Below are 21,702 nucleotides of genomic sequence, written 5' to 3' on the forward strand. Positions count from 1 at the left end.
CGTTCGCGTTCGGCGTCGTCGGGCACCGGTCCGTCCTGATCGAGCAGGAAGACGGTGCGTTTCACCGTGTCGGCGAGCTCCTTCGGTCCGGTGCCGACGGCCGTGCGGACCCAGTCCACTTCGATCTGGCTGCGGGTGGGGGTGTCGACGAAGCCGGGTAGTTTGGCCCCGCCTTTGCGGATCACGTCGACGTGCTCTTCGGTGATCAACCCCAACGCTTGCGCGGCAGCAGTGGCGGGCAGCACCGGCGGCATCGGCTCACCCGACAACGCTTTCCGCGGGCCGAGCAGGGTCGCTTCGGTGATCCTCCGGCTGGCCTCGGCGCCCGACAGCCGCGAGCGGGTCATCAGCACTTCCCGCCACGATTTGGCGCCCAGTTCGCGTGGTGTGGTTTGGCCTTGCAGTTGGGTCAGCATGCGGTGGCGCTGGGTGGGCAGCTGACACGCCAAGGCTTCGAGTTCGTCCATCTCGGGCAGCAGCTCGGCGTGGGTGAGGGTGTCGATGGGGCAGGCGGCGATCTCGTCGTAGGCGGCGCGCAGTGCGGCGATCTTCGCCCGGAGCACCTCTGCCTGCATGACTCGAACACTAGTTCGATGCACCGACAAGAAACGCCAATTTGTGGCTAGTGAAACCAAAGTGGTGCAAGGGATTTCACTGATCCGCCGAGCGCGCGCAAAGTACGGTGATTCCCCGGCGTGTCGCCCGCAAACGCGCGCGCTCGCAGCACATGCCCGATCAACCCGTCACGGCACTCGAGCCGACACCGGCGCAACGCCAAACTCCAGGGTCAGCTGATTCAGCGTGGCGGGCAACGGCTTCGACGGCTCGAGTCGTGGCGTCGACCGAAGCTCGAGACTGGTGGTCCCCAACAGATTTGCCAGCAGGGTACTGGTGGCGAACAGCACCAGGTTGCGGCCGGGGCACTCCACGGGTCCGGCGCTGAACGGCACCAGTTGCGGATACTGCTGCGCGCGGCCGTCCAGCCAGATGTCGGGCACGAACTCGTCGGCGAACGGCAGGTCCGGATCGCGGTGGAACGCAGGCACGATGATCATCACGGCGGCACCCGCATCCACTGTGAACGCGCCGTCACGCCACGTGGTTTCGGTGGACGTATCGCGCAGCAGTGTCGGTGTCGTCGGCCATAGCCGCACCGATTCGAGTACACAGGCACGCAGGAACGGTCGCACCGCGACCTGGCCGAGATCACCTGTCTCGCACTGCTGTAAAGCCGCGGGGTGCGTTGCGAGCACCGCAGCGGCACGCAGCGCGGCCATGCCTGCGGCGTCGAACGCGAATAGCCACTGCGGAATCTGGCCGACCGGATCGACCGCACCCTCGGCAGGCACCTGCGCGAGCGCACCGACCAAACTATTCGGGTCGGCCGCCTCGGCGTAGCCGTACAGGCGGTCGAAGAACCGCTCCCGCATCCGGGTATGTGGCAGGCCGAGGAATGCCCAGTTGCCCGCCGAACGCAGCCGCCACAGGTCGTCGGTAATCGCGCCGTCGTCCCTGGCGGCGTCGCCAAGCACGAGTCGGCGCACCAGCCGCCACCACGCCGTCATGAAGGCGGAGGAGTCGAGGCTGCCGCGCTGAAGTGCCTCGGCCGCCAGCTCGCCTGCTTCGGCTTCTATTGCCCGCGTGAAGGGTTCGGCGAGCCGGTGCAGCGCTAACGGCGTGTCCAGTGCCGCCTCGTTGACCGCCCGCCGACGGTCGCGCATGTGACCGGTGGAGATCAACACGCCATGCGGCTGGAACTGTTGCAGCGCCTGACGCTTCTCGCGGTTGGCCGGGTCGAACGGGTTGGGTGACTCGGCGAGCACGCGGCCGACGTCGTCCGGGTCGAGGATCACCAGGATGCGTCGGCCGGGTATCGCGAGTTCCACTGGGCCGGAACCGAACTCCTTGTGCAGCGCGCGCAACCGTGACACCCCGCGGGCGTCGGCCTGGGTGCGTTCCAACAGTCGGATCACCGGCCGGCGACGGGCGATGGCGCCGGCGGCGATCGACGCCAACCCGAGGTCGGTCAGGGCCGTCAGGGCTGCGGCTCCGGTGAGTCGGGGCACGTTCGCGTCGGGCATGTCACACCTTTCCGGTCGGGTGAAGGAGAAGCGGGTCGTCATCGGGTGACGCGATCCGGCCCTGTTCTTGGAACACGACACGGCGGGCGATCTCCGCCGCGTGGTCGGCGAAGCGCCCGTAGAACCGCCCGAGCAGGATCATGTCGGCCGCCGCTGCTGAGCCATGTGTCCACCGGCCGTCGCTGGCCAGGGAGAACAGCTGGGCGTGCAGGTCTTCCATCACGGCGTCGTCGTCCCGGATTCGCCGGGCGAGTTCGATGTCGCCGGTGAGGACGGCGATGTGCAAGTGGTTGGCGAGCTCCACGGCGATTCGACCCATTTCGGTGAAGTGCTCGAGAGCCTCCGCGGGAACCGCCGTCGCCGGATGGTGCCGACGGGCGACCTTCGCGACGTTCGCCGCCAGTCCGCCCATTCGGTCGGCGTTGGCGGCGATCTGGATCGCGGAGACCACCACGCGCAGATCGCGAGCCACCGGAGCCTGCAGGGCCAGCAGCGCGAACGCACGATCGTTGACGCAGCCGTTCAGTTCATCGAGACGCTGCAGATCGACGGTGACCTGTGCCGCCAACTCCATGTCGGCCCGCACCAGTGCGGCCGTGGCGCATTGCATGATGTCGGCCACCAGTTCACACATGTCGCCCAATTCGGCCGTCAACCGGTCGAGCTGGGCTTGAAATGCAACGCGCATGACTCCTCCTACGCCGTCCTAAGGGCACAGCCGAAGTACCCACGCGATTGATGTTGAAACGAGCGCTTGGGGGTAACCCCACGGCCATGGATCAATCCGAAGCCCCGTTGCTCGATGCGCTCGTCGACTACCACAAGGCCGACCGGTACGGCTTCAGCCCGCCAGGACACCGCCAGGGCCGCGGTACCGACGAACGGGTGCTCGACGTGCTCGGCCGCGAACCGTTCCGCGACGACGTGCTGGCCAGCGGTGGCCTCGACGATCGTCGCACCAGCAACCAGTACCTGAAGCGCGCCGAGGACCTGATGGCCGAGGCCGTCGGCGCCGACGTCGCCTGGTTCTCGACGTGCGGCAGCTCGTTGTCGGTGAAGGCCGCGATGATGGCCGTCGCAGGCGGTGACGGCAGCCTGCTGGTAGGCCGCGACAGCCATAAGTCGATCGTCGCGGGCCTGATCTTCTCCGGCGTTCAACCGCGGTGGATCACGCCGCGCTGGGATGCCGATCGGCACATCTCGCATCCGCCGTCACCAGCGCAGGTCGAAGAGACGTGGCAGCGCTATCCCGACGCGGCCGGTGCGCTGATCGTCAGCCCGAGCCCGTACGGCACGTGCGCAGACCTGGCAGGCATCGCCAAGGTGTGCCACGACCGCGGCAAACCGCTCATCGTCGACGAGGCCTGGGGTGCTCACCTGCCGTTCCACGACGACCTGCCCACGTGGGCCATGGACGCCGGGGCCGACGTCTGCGTGGTCAGCGTGCACAAGATGGGCGCCGGTTTCGAGCAGGGCTCGGTGTTCCACCTGCAGGGTGACCTCGTCGACCAGGATCGGTTGTCGGCGTGCGCGGATCTGCTGATGACCACCAGCCCCAACGTCCTGGTGTATTCGGCGATCGACGGGTGGCGGCGCCAGATGGTGCAGCGCGGAAACGAATTGCTCGGTGCCGCACTGGATCTCGCCAAGGGCTTGCGAAGCGACATCGAGACGATCGACGGCGTGGAAGTGCTCGACGACGAACTGCTCGGCGTGGAGGCCTCACACGATCTCGATCGCTTGCAGGTGTTGCTGGACGTCTCCGCGACCGGAACGTCGGGTTACCAGGCGGCCGACTGGCTGCGGGAGCACCGTCAGATCGACATGGGCATGACCGACCACCGCCGCATCCTGGCCACCTTGTCGTTCGCGGACGACGCGGACAGTGCCCGCCGTCTGATGGACGGCCTGACCGCGTGGCGCCGGGCCGCCGCCGACTTCGAACCGCCGCAGGCCATTCGGCTGCCGTCGCCAGAGGAACTCGAACTGGAAACCGTCGAGCTACCCCGGGACGCCTTCTTCGGCGCGACCGAAGACGTGCCGCTGGAGAAGGCCAGCGGACGCATCGCCGCCGAGCAGATCACGCCCTACCCGCCCGGCATACCGGCCGTGGTGCCGGGGGAGCGGCTCAACGATGCCGTCCTCGAGTACCTGCGAACGGGAGTCGAGGCGGGGATGAACCTGCCCGACCCGGCCGACCCAGAGTTGAAGACCATCAAGGTCGTTCGGTGACCTCCGGGCGTCAGCCGGACGCGGAGGTCCTCGGGGCGTAACGCAGGACGGCGCCGACCCCGTCACGCGGGGCCACGCGGTCGCCGATCAGCACGAGGTCGGAGTCGATCGCCACCGCAGCAAGCGGAAGGGCCTCATCGGCCCGCACCGGGGACGCCGGCGCCGTGCCCAATTCGGAGAGCACGTTCGCGTTGGGTGCGATGGTCTCGTGTGTGTCGCCACGCAGCACGGTCGCGTCGCCGAGGTCGCCGATGAGCAGCGTCTCGACTGCACCTTCGCGGAGCGCCGCGCAGACGCCGTCGAGACCTTCGGTGGCCAGTCCGCCGCCGCGCCCGAGCTCGGCCTGGAACCGCTGCGCGACGTCGTCGGCCGTGGCATTGCGGCGATTCTCGAAGATGGCCGAGATCTGTTCGTGCAGAGCGACATCGTCGCCGCCGCCATGCCGGGCGCCACCGCTGACCTCGACGGCCCGCTGCGCGGCGCGTTTCGGCAGGGCGTCGATGAAGTCGCTGCGGGAGCGCACTTCACCAGCGACGAAGAGCACCTCTGGCGAGGTTTGGTCGACGAGCTCGGCGACGCGGTCGGCCGCCACGCGGATGTTCCTGCGGGCCGCTTCCTCGGCGCGTGGTTGCGGATCACCGTAGCCGGGGTTCTCGGCGCCGGACGCCTTGTGGATGGGATACTCTCCGCCAGAGACGATTTCGGTGCGTACCTGCCCGTTGTGGTGCACGGTGATGTCGGCGCCTTCATGATCCACGACGACGACGAGGTGGGGTGGCGACACCATCCCGTCCGCGACGATGGGGACGAGGTAGGGCAGCTCCGAGACGCGCACGACGATGTTCTCGGGTGGGTGGCTGAGGTACTCGCTGAGCACGACGTCCTCGCCGGCGATCACCGCCCGACCGCGACGGCCAACGGCGGGTGGTTCGTCGATCGCCGCCTGCTGGACGCGGGCAGTCAGGTCGGTGTCGGCGCCCAGCTTGGTCAATTGGTCGGCGATGTCCTTCCACCGCACGCCGAGTTGGGTTGCCGCGTCCTCGGTGTCATGCGAATCATCGAAGTACACCGATGCGAACGGGCCGTGCCCCGAGGCAAGCGGCCGAAATCGGTCGGGTTCCATGATCATCCCTTCGCTCGTACCGTTCCCTTGCCGGGTGCCCCGATGCGGCGGAGACAAAACAGCGGCTGGCGCGAAGAGGCGCGTCGCTCAGTGGGCGTAGCTCGCCGACTGCCGTGACTGCGACAGCCCGTGGGTGGCGGGGCCTTCCAACAATTCGCCGTCGGGTGCGAACCGGGATCCGTGCAGCGGGCACTCCCAGGCCTGGTCTGCGTCGTTCCAGTTGACGATTCCGCCCAGATGAGGGCAGACGGGGGACACGGTGTGCTTGACGCCGTCGACGACGTCCTCGCCGCGCAGGTGCCAGGGCGGTCCCGCGACGACGCCGTCCCCCTCCGTCGGTTCGGCGGAACTGGCCATCGCCGGCGTCACCCAGCCCTTCGCCAGATGGAAGCCGACTTCGAGGTTGGCCTGCAGCGCGGTCGGGATGCCGGACACTTCGTGCTTGCGCCAGCTGGCGAACGCCGACGACCAGTCCATCCGGCCGCCGAGGATGCGCGACGACAGCGCCAGCGCGGCCGCCACGCCGTTGGTCATGCCCCATTTGTCGAAACCCGTTGCCACGTAGATCTTGTCGCTGCCCGGCAACAGCGGGCCGACATAGGGGATCTCGTCGACGGGGTGGTAGTCCTGGGCAGACCAGAAGTGGGTTTGCACGGCGCCGGGATAGTGCAGTTTCGCCCACCGCGCCAACTCGCTCACCGACTCGGCGGGCGAGGTGGCACGACCGACCGTGTGCCCGGCGCCGCCGACGATCAGCTTCTCGCCTCCGGCCGTTGGCGCGTAGCGCACCGACCGGGTCGGCGAGTCGACGCTGATGAACATGGAGCGGGTGATGTCGCCCGGCACGTCGAAGCCGAGGCAGTAGGAGCGTTGCGGCTTGAGCCGAGCGAAGAACAGTCCGCGATCCAGAATGGGAATCCCAGTGGCCAGCACGCACTTTCGGGCGGTGATCGAAAGATCCTGCGGCGCAGGATCACTGGCACCGTGCGTCGTTCGCAGCGCGAGACGCAGTGGGTCGGTGCCCGATACGGAGTGCACGCGTAGTCCCTGGAACAGCGCTCCGCCGTGCGTCTCCAACTCGACGACCAGGCTGTCCAGGAACGGCATCGGGTCGATCTGCGCTTGATCGGGCAGGCGCACCCCACCCTGGAACGGGAAGGGCACGTCGGCTTCGTCCTGCCAGGAGGCGTTGAGACCGGCCTCCCGACAAGCGGCGAGTACGGCCCTGGCCTGCTCGACGCCTGCGGTGGTGTGCGCGTAGCTGAAGTCGTCCTCGCGTTGGTAACTCAAGCCGTGGTCGTCGCAGTGCCTCAGCAGCCAGTCGCGGCCCTCGGTGTTCCCGGTGACGTACGCGCGCAGCACGTCGCTGCCGTGCTTGGCGGCGATGCGGGACAACTTGGTGCCCTGCAGCAGGCTGACCTTGCCGGTGGTGTTTCCCGTGGTGCAGGCGCCGACGTAGCGGGCCTCGACCACCGCCACCCGCTTTCCGGCCCTGGCGAGCAGGACGCCGGTGGTGAGGCCGGTGATGCCGGCACCGACGACCACGACGTCGTACACGGCGCCGTCGATGGCGCCGGGCGCCATTGCGGATTCCACGCGGTCGGACAGCCACAGCGAAGTCATGCCGCGTTCGTACCCGGCCAGGCGATGCTCAAACGTGGGGACCCGCTACGTCTCCCGGTCGACGTCGGCTTCCAGCAACCGGTCCGACTCCTCTTCGAGAGCCTCACCTCGAGCGGATGGGTCCGGTGCCATCAGTACGCGGACGAAGCTGTTGAAGAACGCGATCGTGGGCACGGCCAGCAGCGCGCCGACGATGCCGGCGAGCACGCTTCCCGCTCCGATGCCGAGCACCACGGCGAGCGGGTGCAGCGACACCGCGCGACCCATGACGAGTGGCTGCAGCACGTGCGCCTCGAGCTGCTGCACCGCGATGACGAGGCCCAGGGTGATGAGCGCGAAGATGAAGCCCTTGGCGAGCAGCGCGACGATCACGGCCAGAAAGCCGGAGAGCACGGCACCCACGACGGGGATGAATGCGCCGAGGAAGACCAGCGAGGCGAGCGGTAGTGCCAGCGGAATTCCCATGATTGCCAAGCCGATTCCGATGCCCGCCGCGTCGACGAGGGCGACGAGGAACGTGGCGCGCGCGTAGCCGGCGAGGGAGTGAAAGCCGGCGGCTCCGGCCTCCCGGATGCGGGAGCGGTTCTCCTGGGGCACCGCGCGGGTGACGAATTCCCAGATGCTGCGGCCACCGAGCAGGAAGAAGATGAGGGTGAACAGCGTCAGCAGCGCAGCGGTGAGCAGCTGCGCGACGGTGCCCGCCGTGGACAGTGCTCCGCTGGTCAGTTGCTCCTGATGGTCGCGCAGCGATTGGATGACCGTGTCGCCGACGTTGTTGAGCTGGTCGCCGCTGAGGTGCATCGGTCCGTTGATCAACCAGTCGCGCACGGAGTCGATGCTGTGCGCCACTTGGTCGACCAGCCCTGGCAGGCCCTCCACGAACTGGTTGACGACGAAGGCCAGGATGCCCACGACCGCGGTGAGACCCATGACCACCACGAACGCCACCGCGCCGCCGCGAGCCGCCCCGTACCGGTCGAGGAAGTCGACGGCGGGGAGCAGCATTGCGGCGAGCGTCAGCGCCAGCGCGACCGGTACGACGATGAGGCCGAACCGGCGCAGCACCTCGAATACGACGACGACCGCGGCGAAGATCACCAGCAATCGCCATGACCACGCCGCGGCCCGTCGTATGGGCGGACTTACCGACTTCGCGTCGGAGTCATCCACTAGAACCAGACTTTTCTGCCTCCAACGGGCCGCCCGACGGCGCCGAGCAGCCACAACACCGCACCGACGACCAGCAGGATGATGCCGATCGTCGACAGGATGCCGACGTGTAGGAAGTAGCCAAGGAGCAGCAGAATCACACCGAGGACGATCATCGTTTCTCCAATCCGTGCAGGAAGAGGGTTCTTCCCTGTGCACGGAATTACCGCATCCGTAAGTTCCAAACCTCCCAAGCGATTTGCCCATTTCCCGCGACCGCGCGCGTTTGCGGGCGGCACGCTCTAGTAGAGGATCTTCCGCATGTTGTCCTCGTCGTAGTACTCGTTGAGCTGTTCGTCGCTCATGTCGGGTTTGATGGCCTTGGCGAGCTGCGCGACACTGGGCACGGCCGTCGGGTCCCACGTCTCCGGCTTCCAGGCGTTCGACCGCAGAAATGCCTTGGCGCAGTGGAAGAACACCTCTTCGGCGGCGATCTCCAGCGCGAGGATGGGCCGCTTCCCGTCGACGGTCAGGGCGTCGAAGTAGTCGGCGTCGGCGACGATCCGCGCGGTGCCGTTGATGCGCAACGTGTCGCCGCGGCCGGGGATCAGGAATACCGTGCCGACGCGGGGCCGCTGGAGCACGTTGAGGTAACCGTCGACCCGCTTGTTGCCGGGTCGTTCGGGGATGGCGATCGTGGTGTCGTCGATGATGTGGACGAAGCCGGGAGGGTCGCCCTTCGGCGAGACGTCCACTCGGCCTTCGGCGTCCGTGGTGGCGACGAATCCCAGCGGCGCGTGCGACAGCCAGTCCTGCTGAGCTTCCGACAGCCGGTCCTTCACCTTGTTGGCGGTGGCGGGAAGGGGATGCCCGACGATCGCGCGCAGGTCTTCGACGGAGGTGACTTCACGACGCATGCCCCACATCATGCTCCGGCGCCGAACCTGGCGGTGAGCTCCCTTCGGTCCAGCTTGCCGATGCCGCGGCGGGGCAGTTCCTCGACGGCGTGCACCTCGCGCGGTGCGGCGGTGGCGTCCAGGGTCTGCTCGACGTGTGCGCGCAGCTCGGCGATCGTCGGCATGGCCGAATCTCCTGCCAGCACGATCGCGGCGGCGACGCGCTGCCCGAGCCGCTCGTCGGGGACGCCGAACACGGCGCAGTCGGCGACCGCGGGGTGGGTGGCCAGCGCGGTCTCGACGAGTTGCGGCAAGACGGTCAGCCCGCCGGTGCTGATCGCGTCGTCGACGCGGCCAAGGACCCGCAGGACACCCGAATCATCCAGTACGCCAACGTCATCGGTGCGAAACCATCCCGGCTCGCTGAACGGATCGGGATCCACCGGATTGCGGTAGCCCTTGGCCACGGTGTCACCGCCGAGCACCACGCGGCCGTCGTCGATGCGCACCTCGACGCCGTCGAGAGGGACGCCGTCGTAGACGCAACCGCCGGCGGTCTCGCTCATGCCGTACGTGCGGATGACGGAAATGCCCGCTGCGGCAGCTCTTTCCGCAACCGCGGCCGGCATTGGGCCCCCGCCGATCAGTATCCCGTCCAGCTCGGCCAGTGCGGCAGTGGCGGCCTCGTCGCCCAGTGCCTTGTCCAGCTGCACGGCGACCAAGGAGGCGTACCGCCGACCGGCGCCCAAAGACGATATGGCGGCAGGCAATTCGGTGACGTCGAAGCTCGGTGGGACGGCCACGGGCGTGGTACCGGCCAACGTGCTGCGGACCAGCACCTGCAGGCCGGCGACATGGTAGGGCGGCAGGGCCAACAGCCAACTGCCGGGGCCGCCGAGCCGGTCATGGGTGGCCGACGCGCTGGCGATCAGCGCGGCAGCGGTCAGCATGGCGCCCTTCGGCACTCCGGTGGTTCCGGAGGTCGACACGACGATCGCCACGTCGTCGTCGATCTCCTCGCCGACCCGCAGTGACGTCGTCAACAGCTCGGCCTGGCGCGCGTCGTCGGCGGGTACCGGCAGCATCGCCGATTCCTGCCCGTCCAGCACCCCCTCCAGCGCCGTCAGAAGCGACAGCGTCGACGGGATGTCCGGAATGACGAGTGCACGAAGTGGGGCTATGCGGGATCCTTCTCGTCGCCCGCCGAGTCTTCGGCGTCGCGTGGGTCGTCGAGGGGCCAGCCCTTGGTGGCCAGCCGTTCCCGGACCCGCTCGACGTCCTCGGGCAGCGGCAACTCGTCGGTGAGTTCGGTGATCAGCACGCCGATGTCGACGTGGTCGAATTCGCCTCGCTCGAGCAGACCCTGCGCGACGGCCTTGACCTCGTCGTCGGTGAGCCGCCGCTTGAGGAGGGCGAACAGCGGAACTCGGTCGGGACCGGGCACGCCTTCGGGATATCCGGCGTTGATCCACGCCACGATCTTGCCGAGAAATCCGTTCATGCCTTCAACTTTCCCAATGTCGGGTGAACTATGCACCCGGCCGACAGTTGAGCTGCCAATGCTACTTGTGCTTGGCGCCCAGGAGGTACAGGCCGGTGTTGTGCGCGACGAAGTCACGCGCGATGAACAGCACGCCGATGACGACCGCGGCAAACACGATCGCGAAGAGCAACCAGCTCAGTGCGGCGAGTGCCGGGTTCTTGTTCGCCGGCGCACCGTCGTGCGAAACCACGCCGACGCCTTCGGCGTTGAGCCGTACCCCGATGGAGAACAGCGCAGGCAGGCCGGCGCCGATGATCAGGCCGGCGACGATGATCTGAAATACCGCGGTGGGGTTGATCCAGCCGTTCATGATGTAGAGCCTCTCGGTATCGGGTCGACGGTCAGACGGCGGGAGTGGACTCGGCCTTGGGCGCGGGAGCCTTCTCGCTGGTTCCCGCGGTCAGGCTGCCTTCCCATTCCTCGTTGACGTTGGTGTGGTCGATCGGTGCCTTGCGCGACTGCAGCCAGATGGCGGTGGCGACTGCCACCAGGAGCAGGAAGCCAACGGCGGCACCGGCGTAGCCGCCGATGAAGTGGGTGATGAAGTAGGTGATGGCACCGACGAGCGCCGCCGACGGCAGCGTGATCAGCCAGGCCGCCGCCATCCGGCCTGCCACACCCCAACGGACCTCGGCGCCCGGCTTGCCCACGCCGCTTCCCAGGATCGAGCCGGTCGCCACGTGCGTGGTGGACAGCGAGTAACCGAAGTGGCTCGACAGCAGAATGATTGCGGCCGACGAGGTTTCAGCGGCCATGCCTTGCGGGGACTTGATCTCGACGAGGCCCTTGCCCAGCGTGCGGATGACGCGCCAGCCGCCAAGGTAGGTGCCGGCCGCGATCGCCGCGGCGCAGGACAGGATGACCCAGAACGGAGGCAGTGCGTCGGACTTGTCGGCGGCGCCGTAGGAGATCAGGGCCAGGAAGATGACGCCCATCGTCTTCTGCGCGTCATTGGTGCCATGGGCCAGCGAGACCAGCGAGGCCGAGCCGATCTGTCCGTAGCGGAACCCCTTGTCGGTTCGCTCCTCCGGCACACCCCGTACGGCGCGGTAGACCAGCCAGGTGCCGACGGTCGCGACGAGGCCGGCGATGAACGGCGCCAGCGCGGCGGGGATCAGGACGGTGGAAACCAGGCCCTTCCAGATGACGCCGTGGCCGCCGACGGCGGCGAGCATGGCGCCGACGATGCCGCCGATCAGGGCGTGCGAGGAGCTCGACGGGATGCCCAGCAGCCAGGTGAGCAGGTTCCACACGATGCCACCGACCAGGCCGGCGAACACGATCTCGAGGGTCACCAAGCCGGACTGCACCAACCCCTTCGCGATCGTGGCCGCGACGGCGGTGGACAAAAAGGCGCCGACGAGGTTCAGCGACGCTGACAGCGCCACCGCGACCTTCGGCTTGAGTGCGCCGCTGGCAATCGATGTCGCCATGGCGTTTCCGGTGTCGTGAAAGCCGTTCGTGAAGTCGAATGCGAGCGCAGTTGCGACCACGATGATCAGGAGAAAGAGCTGAAGGTCCACGGCTGGAATTCTGTCCGTTACTTAGGCTTGCTGTAAAACCGTTGAGCAAAGAATTCGCAGGTCAACCCTAAGTGGCCGCATGATGTTCGCCTTCCGTTAACCTCTGGTGTCCCGCCGCAGCGGATGTGTCTCCGGAACCTGGACGAAAATCAGGGTCACGCCATCCGGATCGGTGACGTGCAACTCGTGCAGGCCCCACGGTTCGGCCTTGGCCTCGCGGGCGATCGGCACGCTTCGCGACTCCAGTTCGGCCTGGGTGGCGTAGACGTCGCGAACCTGCAGCCACAGCGCGCCGGGGAAGCTGGACGAGGCGTCTGTAGCATGCCCATCTACATTTCCCGGGTCGCTTCGCTCCTGCCCTCCATGCCCCGCTAGTTCGATCAGCGACTGCCCCGCATAGAACACCGTCCCCGCGCCGTACTCGCGGGCGATCGCCAAGCCGATGGCATCGCGGTAGAAGGTCAGTGACCTCTGGTAGTCGGCCGGCCGGAACAACACCCGGCTGGCCAGGATCTCCATGCGTTCGTGTCTAGCACGTCACGTGCCGGATTCGGCCGCGACACGGTAGCCGCCGCCGGGTGATCGGACCGTAGCTAGCCGTTGGGTTGGACCCGTTGGCGCTTCATCACGGCGTCGACGGCGGCAGGCGCGAAGCTGTTGATGGCATGCGCGGTGACGGCCATCCGCGGCGCGATCCGCACCGGCCTGGTGCGCGCTGCCGTCACCATCCAGTCGGCGGCCTCGGCCGCGCTGAGACCGGGCAGCCCGTCGTACGCGCGGGTGGGCGCGATCATCGGCGTCTTCACCAGCGGGTAGAACAGCGTGGTCGAATGCACGCCGTCCTTGCTCCATTCGGTCTCGATGACGCGGCTCACTGCGGTCAGCGCCGCCTTCGAAGCGTTGTACACGGCGAACAGCGGAGCGGATTCCTGTAGTACGCCCCAGGTGGAGACGTTGATGATGTGGCCGTCGCCGCGCTCGCGCATGCCGGGGGCGAGGCCGCGGATCAACCGCAGCGGCGAGTAGTAGTTCAGCGCCATCGTCCGCTCGACGTCGTGCCAGCGGTCCAAGGACTCGGCCAGCGGCCTGCGGATCGACCTGCCTGCATTGTTGATCAGGATGTCGATCCCGCCCAGATCGCGCTCCAGCGTGGCGACCAGCTCGTCGATGGCGTCGAGGTCGGACAGGTCGCAGGCGTGGGCCCGGGCGTCACCGCCCGCGTCGGTGATGCGGGCAGCGACGGCGTCGAGCAGTTCCTGCCGCCGCGCGACCACGACGACGGTGGCGCCCGCGCGGGCCAGCTTCTCGGCACCCGCCTCGCCGATGCCCGACGATGCCCCGGTGAGCAGGATGCGCTTGCCTCTCAGGTCCACCGCCTCGCGGTTGGGCCGGTAGGACAGCACGCGATCGGACAGTGGGGGCCGCATGCTGGTCAGCAACGCGCTGTCGGCCAGGCGGCGAAGGGGACTCTTGCTCACCGCCCGAGCTTAGGCCCGCAGCCTCCCTGCGATGGTCACACCGTGAGCAGTCGCTGGAAGAACGCGCGGTAGCGCTTCAGGGCGATGCGAAGATCCTCGGTGGAGGCCTCTTCGCCACGCGCCCACTGCTCCTCGAGCCGCGAACGCGCGTCGGTGAAGCCGGCGACGAGCATGTCGACGACATCGGCCACCAGGGCGTCGGCCCGTTGCACGCACTCCCGGGGGTCGTCGACGAAACACGCCTGAACGTCGTCCCAGCGCGTACGCAGTCCGTCCAGGACGTCGTCGGCGAAGAGCAGTCTCTTGCTTGATGATTCGTCCGGTTCGGAAGACCGTTCGGTCGAGCCGTCCGCCGACTCATCGACCGGCTGGAACGGCTGGGTCTGCTCCATCGGGGACTCGGTGCGCGCGCGAGAATGTGCCGGCGTCATCGAATTGGTCTGCGCCTGCGCGGTTTCCGCCTGCGTGTACTGATCTTGGGTGGTCATGCGCTTGCCTCCTGTGACGTGTCCCTGGTCTCGGCTTCGAGCAACTTCTCGAACAGTGCGCGGTAGTGAACGAACGCCTTGCGTTGCTCCTCGGTCCCGACGTCGCCCTTCAGTTGTCGCCGATGGATGTCGTGCGCGGCGCGGTAGTTCGAGACGACGGTGGGGTGGTCGACCGAGATGTCGGCGGCCCGCCGTTCGAAGTCGTCGATCGGATAGCCCCGTTCGCGCATGACCTCGGTGACCAGGACGTCGGCCTCGCCCACCGCGCTCGACGGATGGTCGACGAATGCGGTCTGAACCACCCGCCAGCGCCTGACGTAGCCGTCCAGCGCCTGGCGCGTCAGTGGACGAATGTCGAGCTCGTCGCGCTTGCGTATGCGGGCGGTCAGTTCCTTCTCCGCCGCCTTTTCGTCCCCAGCTTCGAAGACGGTCCTGGCGTATTCGGGACCGAACCGTTGCTTCAATTGCTGCGTCTTCCTGCGCCGGGTCGCCAGAACGACGGCCACCGCGAGTGCGGCGATCGCCACCGCCGCGACGATCAGAATCCATCCCCAACTCGGCATCGTGGGCACCTCCTCATCCGTCGAGGTGCATACCCCGGCGGCGTCTACGGAAACGTCAATATCGATCGGCGCACGGCCTCCAAGACCCGCCGATCGCCCGCATGTAGACTGATTGGTATACCTGGCTGGAAGGAGAACCGTGATGAGCAGCGCTCGGGAACGGCTCGTCGCGGCCACCGTCGATCTGCTGCGGCGCCGCGGCGTGGCGGCGACCGGCGTCGCCGAGATCGTGGAGCTCAGCGGGGCGGCGCGACGATCGCTGTACACGCACTTCCCCGAGGGAAAGATGCAGCTGCTGATCGAGGCGACCAGGCGGGTCGGCGCGGAGTCCACCGGCCCCATCGGAACGCTGACGCAAGCCGATGATCCAGTCGCGGGCCTCAGCGCATTCGAGACTCCCGACTTGGCGCGGGAAGCCGCATCGGTGTTCACCATTTGGCAGGAGGCGATGTCCGACCAGCTGCGTCGCGCCGGCCTGAGTGCTCCGGCGGCCGCCTCGTTCGCGAGCTTCACCGTGTCGGCGATCGAGGGCGCCGTCGTCCAGTGCCTGGCCTACCGCTCGACGCAGCCGCTGGACGTCGTCGGTGAGCACCTCGATGCGACGCTGCGGCTCCAGTTGGCCTTCTAGATCCGACTCACTGCGGTAATTCGTTGTGCCGCATGAGGTCGACGAGGTTCGTTCGGGTGAACGTCGGGTCGAAGTGGGCGAGGACGTCGTCGTTCATGGTGCCGAACGTGGTGTTGGGCCGGTCCTTCGTGCCCGCGTGGAAGGCGCGCAACATGCCGTCGGTGAACCCTTCCCGCGGGTGCGCAGCGACCACCTCGGCGATCTGCTCCGCGGTCAACGCGTCGAGCCCGGCGCCCACCACGTCGGTCGCCACCCCGGCAATGAGCAGCGCGATCTCGGGTTCCATGCGATCCGGCACCTCCGGCGTGCTGTGCAAGGCGATGGCAAGCCAGACGTTTCGGGCCTCGTTCGCCGAGTAGCCGTGGTCTCGCAGAAAACCCCGCGCGAGGTCCGCGCCGTCGAGTTCGAACCGCTGATCCAGCCGGCGGTACTTCGCCGTGAGGCCAAGGTCGTGGAACATCGTCCCGACGTAGAGCAGCTCGGGGTCGGGTTGCAGACCACGCGCGCGGCCGTGCAACATGCCCCAGAGATACGCGCGCCGCGAATGGTTGAACAGCAGCTCGTCCGCGGCCGCAGCCACCAGCTCGGTGGCCTCTCTTGCCATCGGAGAGTCCGGAATGGCCACCCCCGCAATCTCTTTCGTCATCGGTCGCCTCCGTCCGGCACGACTCGGACGATGGTCTTCCCGGCGGTGCGGTTGGCGGGGTCGAACGCCGACGGTGCCTGTGCCAGTGGGCATACCGTTCCCACGATCGGGCGCAACCGGTCCTCCCGGAGCCGGCGTTCCAGGGCGATGAGACCGGAGCGATCCGGTTCGACGACGAAGAACACCGCCCGGCCGTCGTCCGGCCGCACCCGGGGCGGCTCCGCAATGGTGACGAGGACGCCGTCCGAACGCACCAGCGCTGCAGAACGATCGAGGATCTCACCACCGACGACGTCGAACACCACGTGAACCTTGCCGACATCCTCCAGGCGGTCGCCCTGCAGATCGAGGAAGTCGTTGGCGCCGAGGCCGAGAACCGTTTCGCGGTGCTCGGCGCGTCCGGTGCCGATCACGTGCGCTCCCGCTTCGTGGGCAAGTTGCACCGCGAGCGATCCCACGGCGCCTGCTGCGCCATGGATCAGGACGGTCTGCCCGGTCACGAGATGGGCGTGGTCGAACAGGCCTTGCAATGCGGTCAGGCCGGAAATGGGCAGTGCTGCGGCGACGACGTGGTCGACGCTGCCCGACAGGGGTGCGAGGTTACGCGCCTCCACCGCAACGTATTCCGCGAGTGTGCCGTTGCGGGCCCAGTCGGTCAACCCGAAGACCCGCTGGCCGACGGTCAGCCCGGTGGTGCCGTAGCCGAGTCCGGCGACGACGCCGGATGCTTCGTGGCCGGGAATCGCCGGTGTCCGGTCTCGCCCGGAGCGGTCGGTCCACGTTCCCGGCCAGTCGAGCTCGCCTGGTGTGAAGCTCGCCGCGTGGACCTGAACGATGACGTCGTTCTCGGCGGCATGTGGATACGGCATCTCGGCGACTTCGAGGCCGGAGATGCCGGCGGCCCGGTCGCGGGCAACGACTGCCTGCATGGCGGTCACTCGGCGTTCCGGCGTGCGCTCGGGTGGCGCAGGTGATCGCGGGCGATGATCTCGTCGGGTTCGAGCATGGTGATCATGTCGACGTCTGGTGCGCAGATGCACACGGCAAGGAACCGGCTCCAGCGATCGGCTTCGAGATTCGCGACCTGATAGTGCACCACGTCGCCGCCGGGCTCCCAGAACGCCTCGCCTGCAACGATTTCGCGGGGCGCCTCACCCTCGAGCTCGAAGAGGACCCGGCCTTCGAGAACGTATCCGAAAACGGGGCCGGAATGACGGTGCGGCGCAGGCCCGTCGTCCGCGGGCGGGAGTTCGACGAGTTGCGTCATCGCGTGCGCGCCGTCGGGAACCGGCGGTGGCGTGACGGACAGAAGATCGGACACCTTGATGTTTCCTGCTACCAACATCTTCTCGACACTAGCCCCGCTGGAGCGGGTTTCGTGGGCCACTTCTGCGCTGTGAACGGGGGACGGTTCGCGCCGTCACAGCAAGCCGGTCAACGCCTGCAGCGCTGCCGACCACGCGCTCGGGGCTGGCGCGGCAAAGCCGATCACCAGGCCGTCACGGCTGGTGTCGGCGTCGGGGTGGCGGAACAGGTCGAGGCCTTCGACGGCGAGACGCTGCCACGCCGGGTCTCGAGCGGCGGCGCTCTCGTTGCCGCCTGGAAGTTCGAGGACGACGTGCAGTCCCGCGGGCATGCCGGTCACCCGGGTGTCCGGCGACGACCGGGCGACCGCTGCCACGAGCTGCTCACGGCGGCGGCGGTACTGCGTGCGCATCGTGCGAATGTGCCTGTCGTACGAACCGGATTGGATGAATTCGGCCATCGCCAACTGATCGACGAAGCCACACGTCGGCTCGGTATCACCCTTCTGCCGGGCCACCGCCTCGACGAGCCGATCCGGCACGACGAGCCAGCCGAGCCGAAGCCCGGGGGCCAACGACTTGCTGACCGTACCCATGTAGATCACGCGGTCGGGGTCGACGCCGTGCAGCGCGCCGACGGGGCTGCGGTCGTAGCGGAATTCGCCGTCGTAGTCGTCCTCGATGATCAGGCCGCCGGTCCTGCGCGCCCAGTCGATGACGGCGGCGCGGCGGTCGGAGTGCAGCGGCACGCCGATCGGAAACTGGTGCGACGGTGTCAACAGCACACCGCCCACCTCCGGCATGGCGTCCAGCGCATCGACGTCGGCGCCGTCGGAGTCGATCGCGAGCGGTGGGCAGCGCAGGCCGCGCCCGGCCAGTATCGCTCGTTGCTCGGGCAAGCCGAACGCCTCCACGGCCAGTGCGCCAACTCCGGTGTCGACCAAGGCGCCGGCTACCAGGCTCAAACCCTCAGCGGCGCCGCAACATACGACGATGTTGTCGGCCCGAGACCGCACTCCGCGTGCTCGCGCGAGGTATTCCGCAAGAGCGGTGCGCAGCTCGGGCCTGCCGTATGTGTCGGCGTAGCCGAACGCTTCGGAGGGCGCCGCTTGCAGCGCTCGCTTGACGGCGCGGCTCCACTCCTCGCGGGGAAACGACGACAGGTCGGGGTGGCCGGGGCGCATGTCGTGTTCCGGCCGCCGCGGTGGCGGTCGCTTGGGACGTGCGGCCCCCGATCGCATGACGCCGGCCGCGCGTTGCGACACCGCAGTGCCGGAACCGTGCCGAGTCGTCAGCCAACCTTCGGCGACGAGTTCCGAGTACGCCCGCGCGACGGTGTTTCTCGCCAAACCCAGATCAACGGCCAGGGTGCGGCTCGACGGGAGCCGAGTCCCCGGCGCCAGCCTGCCCGAGCGGATCGCGTCGCGCAGGGCGTCCATCACGCTGTCTCGCGCACGGCCGTGCGGCCGCTCGAGATGTAGATCCAGCCCTACCACGTCTGCTCACCTCGGTTCCGGTGAGCAGTCTATGTAGTGGCGCCGCTTCCGATGCGGGCTATGCGAAGTCGACGCGCACCGAGCTGACCCGCGCCCCTTCGCGCTGCCTGCCGACCCCTATAGACCGATCGATCTACCTACAGTAGACCAATCGTTCTCCTTGTTGTCCAGTGCAGGACGTCCGTCGGTGCAGCTGAAGTGGAGCGCCTGACTACCCCTGCGCAACGCTAAGCGCGTTTTCTACATCCCGGTCGTCATTTCAGGCGTACCGCGTCGAACGACGACCCTGATGTAGAAAACGGACGTAGGACGCGAAAGAGCATCGGTCGGAAGGCGGGAGCATCGCCCCCACCCGGCGATTTGTGGAGTCTCACACGCGGTGACCGCCGGTGAGACTCCACAAATCGCTTAGAAGTAGCGGGGGAAGTTCGACCAGTCGGGGTCGCGCTTCTCCAGGAACGCGTCACGGCCCTCGACGGCTTCGTCGGTCATGTACGCCAATCGGGTGGCCTCACCGGCGAACACCTGCTGGCCGACCAGCCCGTCGTCGATCAGGTTGAACGAGAACTTCAGCATCCGGACGGCCTGCGGCGACTTGCCGTTGATCTCCGAAGCCCATTGCAGCCCAACGGTTTCCAGCTCGGCGTGGTCGACGACTTCGTTGACGGCGCCCATCGCGTGCATCTGTTCGGCGGTGTAGGGGCGGCCGAGGAAGAAGATCTCGCGGGCGAACTTCTGTCCCGCCTGACGGGCGAGATACGCGCTGCCGTAGCCGCCGTCGAAGCTGCCGACGTCGGCGTCGGTCTGCTTGAACCGGGCGTGCTCGCGGCTGGCCAGCGTCAGGTCGCACACCACGTGCAGGCTGTGGCCACCGCCGGCGGCCCACCCGTTGACCAGGCAAATCACGGGCTTGGGCATGAACCGGATCAGCCGCTGCACCTCCAGGATGTGCAGCCGGCCCGCCTGCGCGGGGTCGACGGTGTCGGCCGTCTCGCCGGAGGCGTACTGGTAGCCGGTGCGGCCGCGGATGCGTTGGTCCCCGCCGGAGCAGAACGCCCAGCCGCCGTCCTTGGGGGACGGCCCGTTGCCGGTGAGCAGCACGACGCCGACGTCGGACGACATCCGCGCGTGATCGAGCACGCGGTAGAGCTCGTCGACGGTGTGCGGCCGAAATGCGTTGCGTACCTCCGGCCGATCGAACGCGATGCGGACGGTCGGCTGCCTGACGCCGTCGATGACATGGCGGTGGTAGGTGATGTCGGTCAGGTCGAATCCGGCGACGGGCTGCCACAGCGACGGGTCGAACGGGTTGTCAGCGCTCACCCGGTCGACTGTAGAGCGGCGTTTCACAGACACCGCCCAGGGGTACAAGATCGCCGCGACGGTGCGCTACCGCACCACGAACAGGGAGGACCACGATGAAGCGGTCAGCAGGCGTGATTGTGTCGGCCATGGTTGCGGGCGTGATGCTCGTCGGTTGCTCGCCGGCTGTCACGGGCGGGGATACCAAGTGCAAGGACTACATCGGTTCGGACGAAAAGGGCCAGAACGATGCGGTCGCGAAGATGCTGAAGGACGAGAAGGGCACCGATGCGGCTCAGCTGGAGATCACCGGTACCCGGTTGTCGGTGATGACGTTCTGTCAGACCGCGGGCAAGCAGGACAGCAAGATCAAGGAGGCGCCGCACCTGTAGCCGAGCGTTACACCGGGTCGAACCGGAAGACGGCGCACCGCCCGGCGAGTGCCTCGAACTCGTCGGGCGTGCCGTCGGTGACCAGACCGGAGCGCTTCATGAAGCTGACGCCCGTCGGCACCAGGATCGGAAACTGGCGCAGCAGCGGACGGGCCTCGTCGGCGCCGAGTTCCACCATGCGGACGGTCTGGGCGACCTTGCCGGACGTCAGTGTCGCGGTCTCGGCGGCGCGGGCGTTCTTCACCCAGTCCGCCCCTGGAAAACCGGCGACGACGTAGCGCTTGCCATCGACGGTCATCGGCGTGATGGGCGTCGAGCGCGGCGCTCCCGACGCCCGGCCGGGCACCGTCAGCACGACGGGACCTTCCTTGCCCGAGATCGGCAGGCCCCGCCGCAGCATGAACATGAAGACCTTGTTCATCGGCTTGAGCCACCACGGCGGTTTGATACGCGTGTCGTCAGCCATGGTCTGAATCCTAGACGGCGATGCCGTTCGCCTTCAGTGCCTCGATCAGGCCGTCGGGCCGTTCGGTCGTGGGCAGTGGGTCGACGAGTGCGAAGCCGCAGCCGACGGTTTGAGCGGCGCCGTCGGCCTCTTCGCTGTCGCCCACCATGAGGGCTTCGGCCGCGCTCACGCCGAGCCGGGACAGCGTGGTCTCGAAGATCTCGGGGTTCGGCTTGACGACGCCGACTTCGAAGGAGAGGACGAACTCCGTGACGTGGTCGGCCGCTCCGATCGTTTGGAACGCCGGCCGGACGTCGAACGGGATGTTGGAGACGATCGCGGTCTTGATGCCGCGGTCGTGCAGGCCCGCCAGCACGGCGGCGGTATCGGGATACGGGGTCCAGCTGGACGGTTCGATGACGCGGCTGTAGAGCGACTCGGCGTGATGGTCGGCCAGCCCGGATTCCCGCAGCACGTGCAGGTAGGCCTCACGGTGCAGGTGCGGGGCCAGGTCGCGGTTCACCCACGCCTCGTAGGTCTTCGGGTCCATGTCGACGGACCGCCCGGTCGGCGCGGTGAGGCGACGCATCAACTCGGCCTGCACGTGACCGTCGACCTCGCGCTCGTCGACCTCCATTCCGGCGAACCAGCTGTCGTCCTCCTCCAGTCGGAAGAGCGTCCCGGAGAAGTCGAAGAGCACTGCGCGCACTCGCTCCATGGTGTCATCGTGCCATCCGCCGCCACTGCTTCGCCGCTCACGGTGAAAAGCCAAGCAATACAACTCAATCGG

The 21,702-nt window shown here is 67.8% G+C and carries 26 protein-coding genes; 3 read left to right on the top strand and 23 right to left on the bottom strand.

The genetic code is table 11. The features are described 5' to 3' along the window. From N536_RS0126100 to phoU, 3 genes are all read right to left on the bottom strand, one after another. Positions 1-575 (bottom strand): DUF222 domain-containing protein (locus N536_RS0126100; RefSeq protein ID WP_036437670.1); only part of this gene is annotated, 575 nt, incomplete at its 3' end. 168 nt (positions 576-743) lie between these two features. Further along, positions 744-2,081, bottom strand: a complete 1,338-nt coding sequence (locus tag N536_RS0126105) for a cytochrome P450 (RefSeq protein WP_029116326.1) — start codon at positions 2,079-2,081, stop codon at positions 744-746. Position 2,082: 1 nt separating this feature from the next. Then, positions 2,083-2,769 carry a phosphate signaling complex protein PhoU gene (gene phoU, locus N536_RS0126110; RefSeq protein ID WP_029116327.1) on the bottom strand — a complete coding sequence of 229 codons (687 nt, stop codon included), beginning with the start codon at positions 2,767-2,769 and terminating at the stop codon, positions 2,083-2,085. Between the two features lie 86 nt (positions 2,770-2,855). Here phoU and N536_RS0126115 point away from each other — a divergent pair, with 86 nt between their 5' ends. Further along, complete coding sequence (locus tag N536_RS0126115) at positions 2,856-4,313, top strand: aminotransferase class I/II-fold pyridoxal phosphate-dependent enzyme (RefSeq protein WP_029116328.1); 1,458 nt, start codon at positions 2,856-2,858, stop codon at positions 4,311-4,313. Positions 4,314-4,323: 10 nt separating this feature from the next. Here the strand turns inward: N536_RS0126115 and N536_RS0126120 are convergent, their stop codons facing one another. The 13 genes from N536_RS0126120 to N536_RS0126180 all read right to left on the bottom strand — a co-directional run bounded on the left by N536_RS0126120 (position 4,324) and on the right by N536_RS0126180 (position 14,699). Then, a complete protein-coding gene (locus N536_RS0126120; RefSeq protein WP_029116329.1) occupies positions 4,324-5,436 on the bottom strand; it encodes a hypothetical protein in 1,113 nt (370 codons plus the stop codon). A gap of 87 nt (positions 5,437-5,523) precedes the next feature. Beyond that, the gene (locus N536_RS0126125; RefSeq protein ID WP_029116330.1) at positions 5,524-7,059 is read right to left on the bottom strand and encodes an FAD-dependent oxidoreductase; all 1,536 of its coding nucleotides are present in this window, start codon (positions 7,057-7,059) and stop codon (positions 5,524-5,526) included. Between the two features lie 45 nt (positions 7,060-7,104). After that, complete coding sequence (locus N536_RS0126130; RefSeq protein WP_029116331.1) at positions 7,105-8,238, bottom strand: AI-2E family transporter; 1,134 nt, start codon at positions 8,236-8,238, stop codon at positions 7,105-7,107. Then, positions 8,229-8,384 carry a DUF6131 family protein gene (locus N536_RS42335; protein ID WP_155948726.1) on the bottom strand — a complete coding sequence of 52 codons (156 nt, stop codon included), beginning with the start codon at positions 8,382-8,384 and terminating at the stop codon, positions 8,229-8,231. Before N536_RS42335 ends, N536_RS0126130 begins: the two co-directional genes overlap by 10 nt. Positions 8,385-8,510: 126 nt before the next feature. Next, entirely contained in the window at positions 8,511-9,125 is a 615-nt protein-coding gene (locus N536_RS0126140) for a pyridoxamine 5'-phosphate oxidase family protein (RefSeq protein ID WP_029116332.1), read from the bottom strand. An 8-nt stretch (positions 9,126-9,133) separates the two neighbouring features. Then, on the bottom strand, positions 9,134-10,189 hold the full coding sequence (gene menE, locus N536_RS0126145) for an o-succinylbenzoate--CoA ligase (protein ID WP_036437713.1): 1,056 nt from the start codon (positions 10,187-10,189) through the stop codon (positions 9,134-9,136). Positions 10,190-10,281: 92 nt separating this feature from the next. Next, positions 10,282-10,605, bottom strand: coding sequence for a DUF3349 domain-containing protein (locus N536_RS0126150; protein WP_029116334.1), 324 nt, complete (start codon positions 10,603-10,605; stop codon positions 10,282-10,284). A gap of 61 nt (positions 10,606-10,666) precedes the next feature. Beyond that, on the bottom strand, positions 10,667-10,957 hold the full coding sequence (locus N536_RS0126155) for a hypothetical protein (protein WP_029116335.1): 291 nt from the start codon (positions 10,955-10,957) through the stop codon (positions 10,667-10,669). A 31-nt stretch (positions 10,958-10,988) separates the two neighbouring features. After that, positions 10,989-12,170, bottom strand: a complete 1,182-nt coding sequence (locus N536_RS39450) for an inorganic phosphate transporter (RefSeq protein ID WP_051574773.1) — start codon at positions 12,168-12,170, stop codon at positions 10,989-10,991. A 96-nt stretch (positions 12,171-12,266) separates the two neighbouring features. Beyond that, entirely contained in the window at positions 12,267-12,689 is a 423-nt protein-coding gene (locus N536_RS0126165) for a VOC family protein (protein WP_029116336.1), read from the bottom strand. A gap of 74 nt (positions 12,690-12,763) precedes the next feature. Continuing rightward, positions 12,764-13,648, bottom strand: coding sequence for an SDR family oxidoreductase (locus tag N536_RS0126170; RefSeq protein WP_029116337.1), 885 nt, complete (start codon positions 13,646-13,648; stop codon positions 12,764-12,766). Positions 13,649-13,683: 35 nt separating this feature from the next. After that, complete coding sequence (locus N536_RS41745) at positions 13,684-14,136, bottom strand: hypothetical protein (protein ID WP_029116338.1); 453 nt, start codon at positions 14,134-14,136, stop codon at positions 13,684-13,686. Continuing rightward, a complete protein-coding gene (locus N536_RS0126180) occupies positions 14,133-14,699 on the bottom strand; it encodes a hypothetical protein (protein WP_029116339.1) in 567 nt (188 codons plus the stop codon). The genes N536_RS41745 and N536_RS0126180 overlap by 4 nt, the downstream gene beginning before the upstream one ends. 142 nt (positions 14,700-14,841) lie before the next feature. On the opposite strand from N536_RS0126180, the gene N536_RS0126185 reads away from it, so the two are divergent. Further along, on the top strand, positions 14,842-15,327 hold the full coding sequence (locus tag N536_RS0126185) for a TetR/AcrR family transcriptional regulator (protein ID WP_036437675.1): 486 nt from the start codon (positions 14,842-14,844) through the stop codon (positions 15,325-15,327). A 7-nt stretch (positions 15,328-15,334) separates the two neighbouring features. Here the strand turns inward: N536_RS0126185 and N536_RS0126190 are convergent, their stop codons facing one another. The 5 genes from N536_RS0126190 to N536_RS0126210 all read right to left on the bottom strand — a co-directional run bounded on the left by N536_RS0126190 (position 15,335) and on the right by N536_RS0126210 (position 20,096). Continuing rightward, the gene (locus N536_RS0126190; RefSeq protein WP_029116341.1) at positions 15,335-15,973 is read right to left on the bottom strand and encodes an HD domain-containing protein; all 639 of its coding nucleotides are present in this window, start codon (positions 15,971-15,973) and stop codon (positions 15,335-15,337) included. Further along, entirely contained in the window at positions 15,970-16,902 is a 933-nt protein-coding gene (locus N536_RS0126195; protein ID WP_029116342.1) for an NADP-dependent oxidoreductase, read from the bottom strand. Before N536_RS0126195 ends, N536_RS0126190 begins: the two co-directional genes overlap by 4 nt. 5 nt (positions 16,903-16,907) lie before the next feature. Next, positions 16,908-17,318: a cupin domain-containing protein gene (locus tag N536_RS0126200; protein WP_029116343.1), complete on the bottom strand. Its 411-nt coding sequence runs from the start codon at positions 17,316-17,318 to the stop codon at positions 16,908-16,910. 75 nt (positions 17,319-17,393) lie between these two features. Continuing rightward, positions 17,394-18,716, bottom strand: coding sequence for a PLP-dependent aminotransferase family protein (locus tag N536_RS0126205; RefSeq protein WP_081809379.1), 1,323 nt, complete (start codon positions 18,714-18,716; stop codon positions 17,394-17,396). A 465-nt stretch (positions 18,717-19,181) separates the two neighbouring features. Beyond that, positions 19,182-20,096 carry a 1,4-dihydroxy-2-naphthoyl-CoA synthase gene (locus N536_RS0126210; protein WP_029116345.1) on the bottom strand — a complete coding sequence of 305 codons (915 nt, stop codon included), beginning with the start codon at positions 20,094-20,096 and terminating at the stop codon, positions 19,182-19,184. Positions 20,097-20,191: 95 nt separating this feature from the next. Between N536_RS0126210 and N536_RS0126215 the strand changes: the two genes are divergently transcribed. Continuing rightward, positions 20,192-20,467 (top strand): hypothetical protein, encoded by a 276-nt coding sequence (locus N536_RS0126215; RefSeq protein ID WP_029116346.1) that lies wholly within the window; start codon positions 20,192-20,194, stop codon positions 20,465-20,467. A gap of 7 nt (positions 20,468-20,474) precedes the next feature. Here N536_RS0126215 and N536_RS0126220 read toward each other — a convergent pair whose 3' ends face one another. Further along, positions 20,475-20,933 carry a nitroreductase/quinone reductase family protein gene (locus N536_RS0126220; protein ID WP_029116347.1) on the bottom strand — a complete coding sequence of 153 codons (459 nt, stop codon included), beginning with the start codon at positions 20,931-20,933 and terminating at the stop codon, positions 20,475-20,477. Between the two features lie 10 nt (positions 20,934-20,943). After that, complete coding sequence (locus N536_RS0126225; RefSeq protein WP_029116348.1) at positions 20,944-21,630, bottom strand: HAD family hydrolase; 687 nt, start codon at positions 21,628-21,630, stop codon at positions 20,944-20,946. Between the last annotated feature and the right edge of the window lie 72 nt (positions 21,631-21,702).

It is taken from the genome of Mycobacterium sp. URHB0044 (genome assembly GCF_000620625.1).
Lineage (GTDB): Bacteria > Actinomycetota > Actinomycetes > Mycobacteriales > Mycobacteriaceae > Mycobacterium.

Excerpts from the sequence above, each read along its gene's own strand:
- N536_RS42335 (WP_155948726.1), bottom strand. The coding sequence starts at position 8,384 with ATGATCGTCCTCGGTGTGATTCTGCTGCTCCTTGGCTACTTCCTACAC.
- N536_RS0126150 (WP_029116334.1), bottom strand. The coding sequence starts at position 10,605 with ATGAACGGATTTCTCGGCAAGATCGTGGCGTGGATCAACGCCGGATAT.
- N536_RS0126185 (WP_036437675.1), top strand. The coding sequence starts at position 14,842 with ATGAGCAGCGCTCGGGAACGGCTCGTCGCGGCCACCGTCGATCTGCTG.
- N536_RS0126215 (WP_029116346.1), top strand. The coding sequence starts at position 20,192 with ATGAAGCGGTCAGCAGGCGTGATTGTGTCGGCCATGGTTGCGGGCGTG.
- menE (WP_036437713.1), bottom strand. The coding sequence starts at position 10,189 with ATGCTGCCGGTACCCGCCGACGACGCGCGCCAGGCCGAGCTGTTGACG.
- N536_RS0126220 (WP_029116347.1), bottom strand. The coding sequence starts at position 20,933 with ATGGCTGACGACACGCGTATCAAACCGCCGTGGTGGCTCAAGCCGATG.
- N536_RS0126165 (WP_029116336.1), bottom strand. The coding sequence starts at position 12,689 with ATGGAGATCCTGGCCAGCCGGGTGTTGTTCCGGCCGGCCGACTACCAG.
- N536_RS0126105 (WP_029116326.1), bottom strand. The coding sequence starts at position 2,081 with ATGCCCGACGCGAACGTGCCCCGACTCACCGGAGCCGCAGCCCTGACG.
- N536_RS0126155 (WP_029116335.1), bottom strand. The coding sequence starts at position 10,957 with ATGAACGGCTGGATCAACCCCACCGCGGTATTTCAGATCATCGTCGCC.
- N536_RS0126115 (WP_029116328.1), top strand. The coding sequence starts at position 2,856 with ATGGATCAATCCGAAGCCCCGTTGCTCGATGCGCTCGTCGACTACCAC.
- N536_RS0126140 (WP_029116332.1), bottom strand. The coding sequence starts at position 9,125 with ATGCGTCGTGAAGTCACCTCCGTCGAAGACCTGCGCGCGATCGTCGGG.
- N536_RS0126225 (WP_029116348.1), bottom strand. The coding sequence starts at position 21,630 with ATGGAGCGAGTGCGCGCAGTGCTCTTCGACTTCTCCGGGACGCTCTTC.
- phoU (WP_029116327.1), bottom strand. The coding sequence starts at position 2,769 with ATGCGCGTTGCATTTCAAGCCCAGCTCGACCGGTTGACGGCCGAATTG.
- N536_RS0126120 (WP_029116329.1), bottom strand. The coding sequence starts at position 5,436 with ATGGAACCCGACCGATTTCGGCCGCTTGCCTCGGGGCACGGCCCGTTC.
- N536_RS0126195 (WP_029116342.1), bottom strand. The coding sequence starts at position 16,902 with ATGCAGGCAGTCGTTGCCCGCGACCGGGCCGCCGGCATCTCCGGCCTC.
- N536_RS0126200 (WP_029116343.1), bottom strand. The coding sequence starts at position 17,318 with ATGTTGGTAGCAGGAAACATCAAGGTGTCCGATCTTCTGTCCGTCACG.
- N536_RS0126190 (WP_029116341.1), bottom strand. The coding sequence starts at position 15,973 with ATGACGAAAGAGATTGCGGGGGTGGCCATTCCGGACTCTCCGATGGCA.
- N536_RS0126125 (WP_029116330.1), bottom strand. The coding sequence starts at position 7,059 with ATGACTTCGCTGTGGCTGTCCGACCGCGTGGAATCCGCAATGGCGCCC.
- N536_RS0126205 (WP_081809379.1), bottom strand. The coding sequence starts at position 18,716 with ATGGACGCCCTGCGCGACGCGATCCGCTCGGGCAGGCTGGCGCCGGGG.
- N536_RS0126180 (WP_029116339.1), bottom strand. The coding sequence starts at position 14,699 with ATGCCGAGTTGGGGATGGATTCTGATCGTCGCGGCGGTGGCGATCGCC.
- N536_RS41745 (WP_029116338.1), bottom strand. The coding sequence starts at position 14,136 with ATGACCACCCAAGATCAGTACACGCAGGCGGAAACCGCGCAGGCGCAG.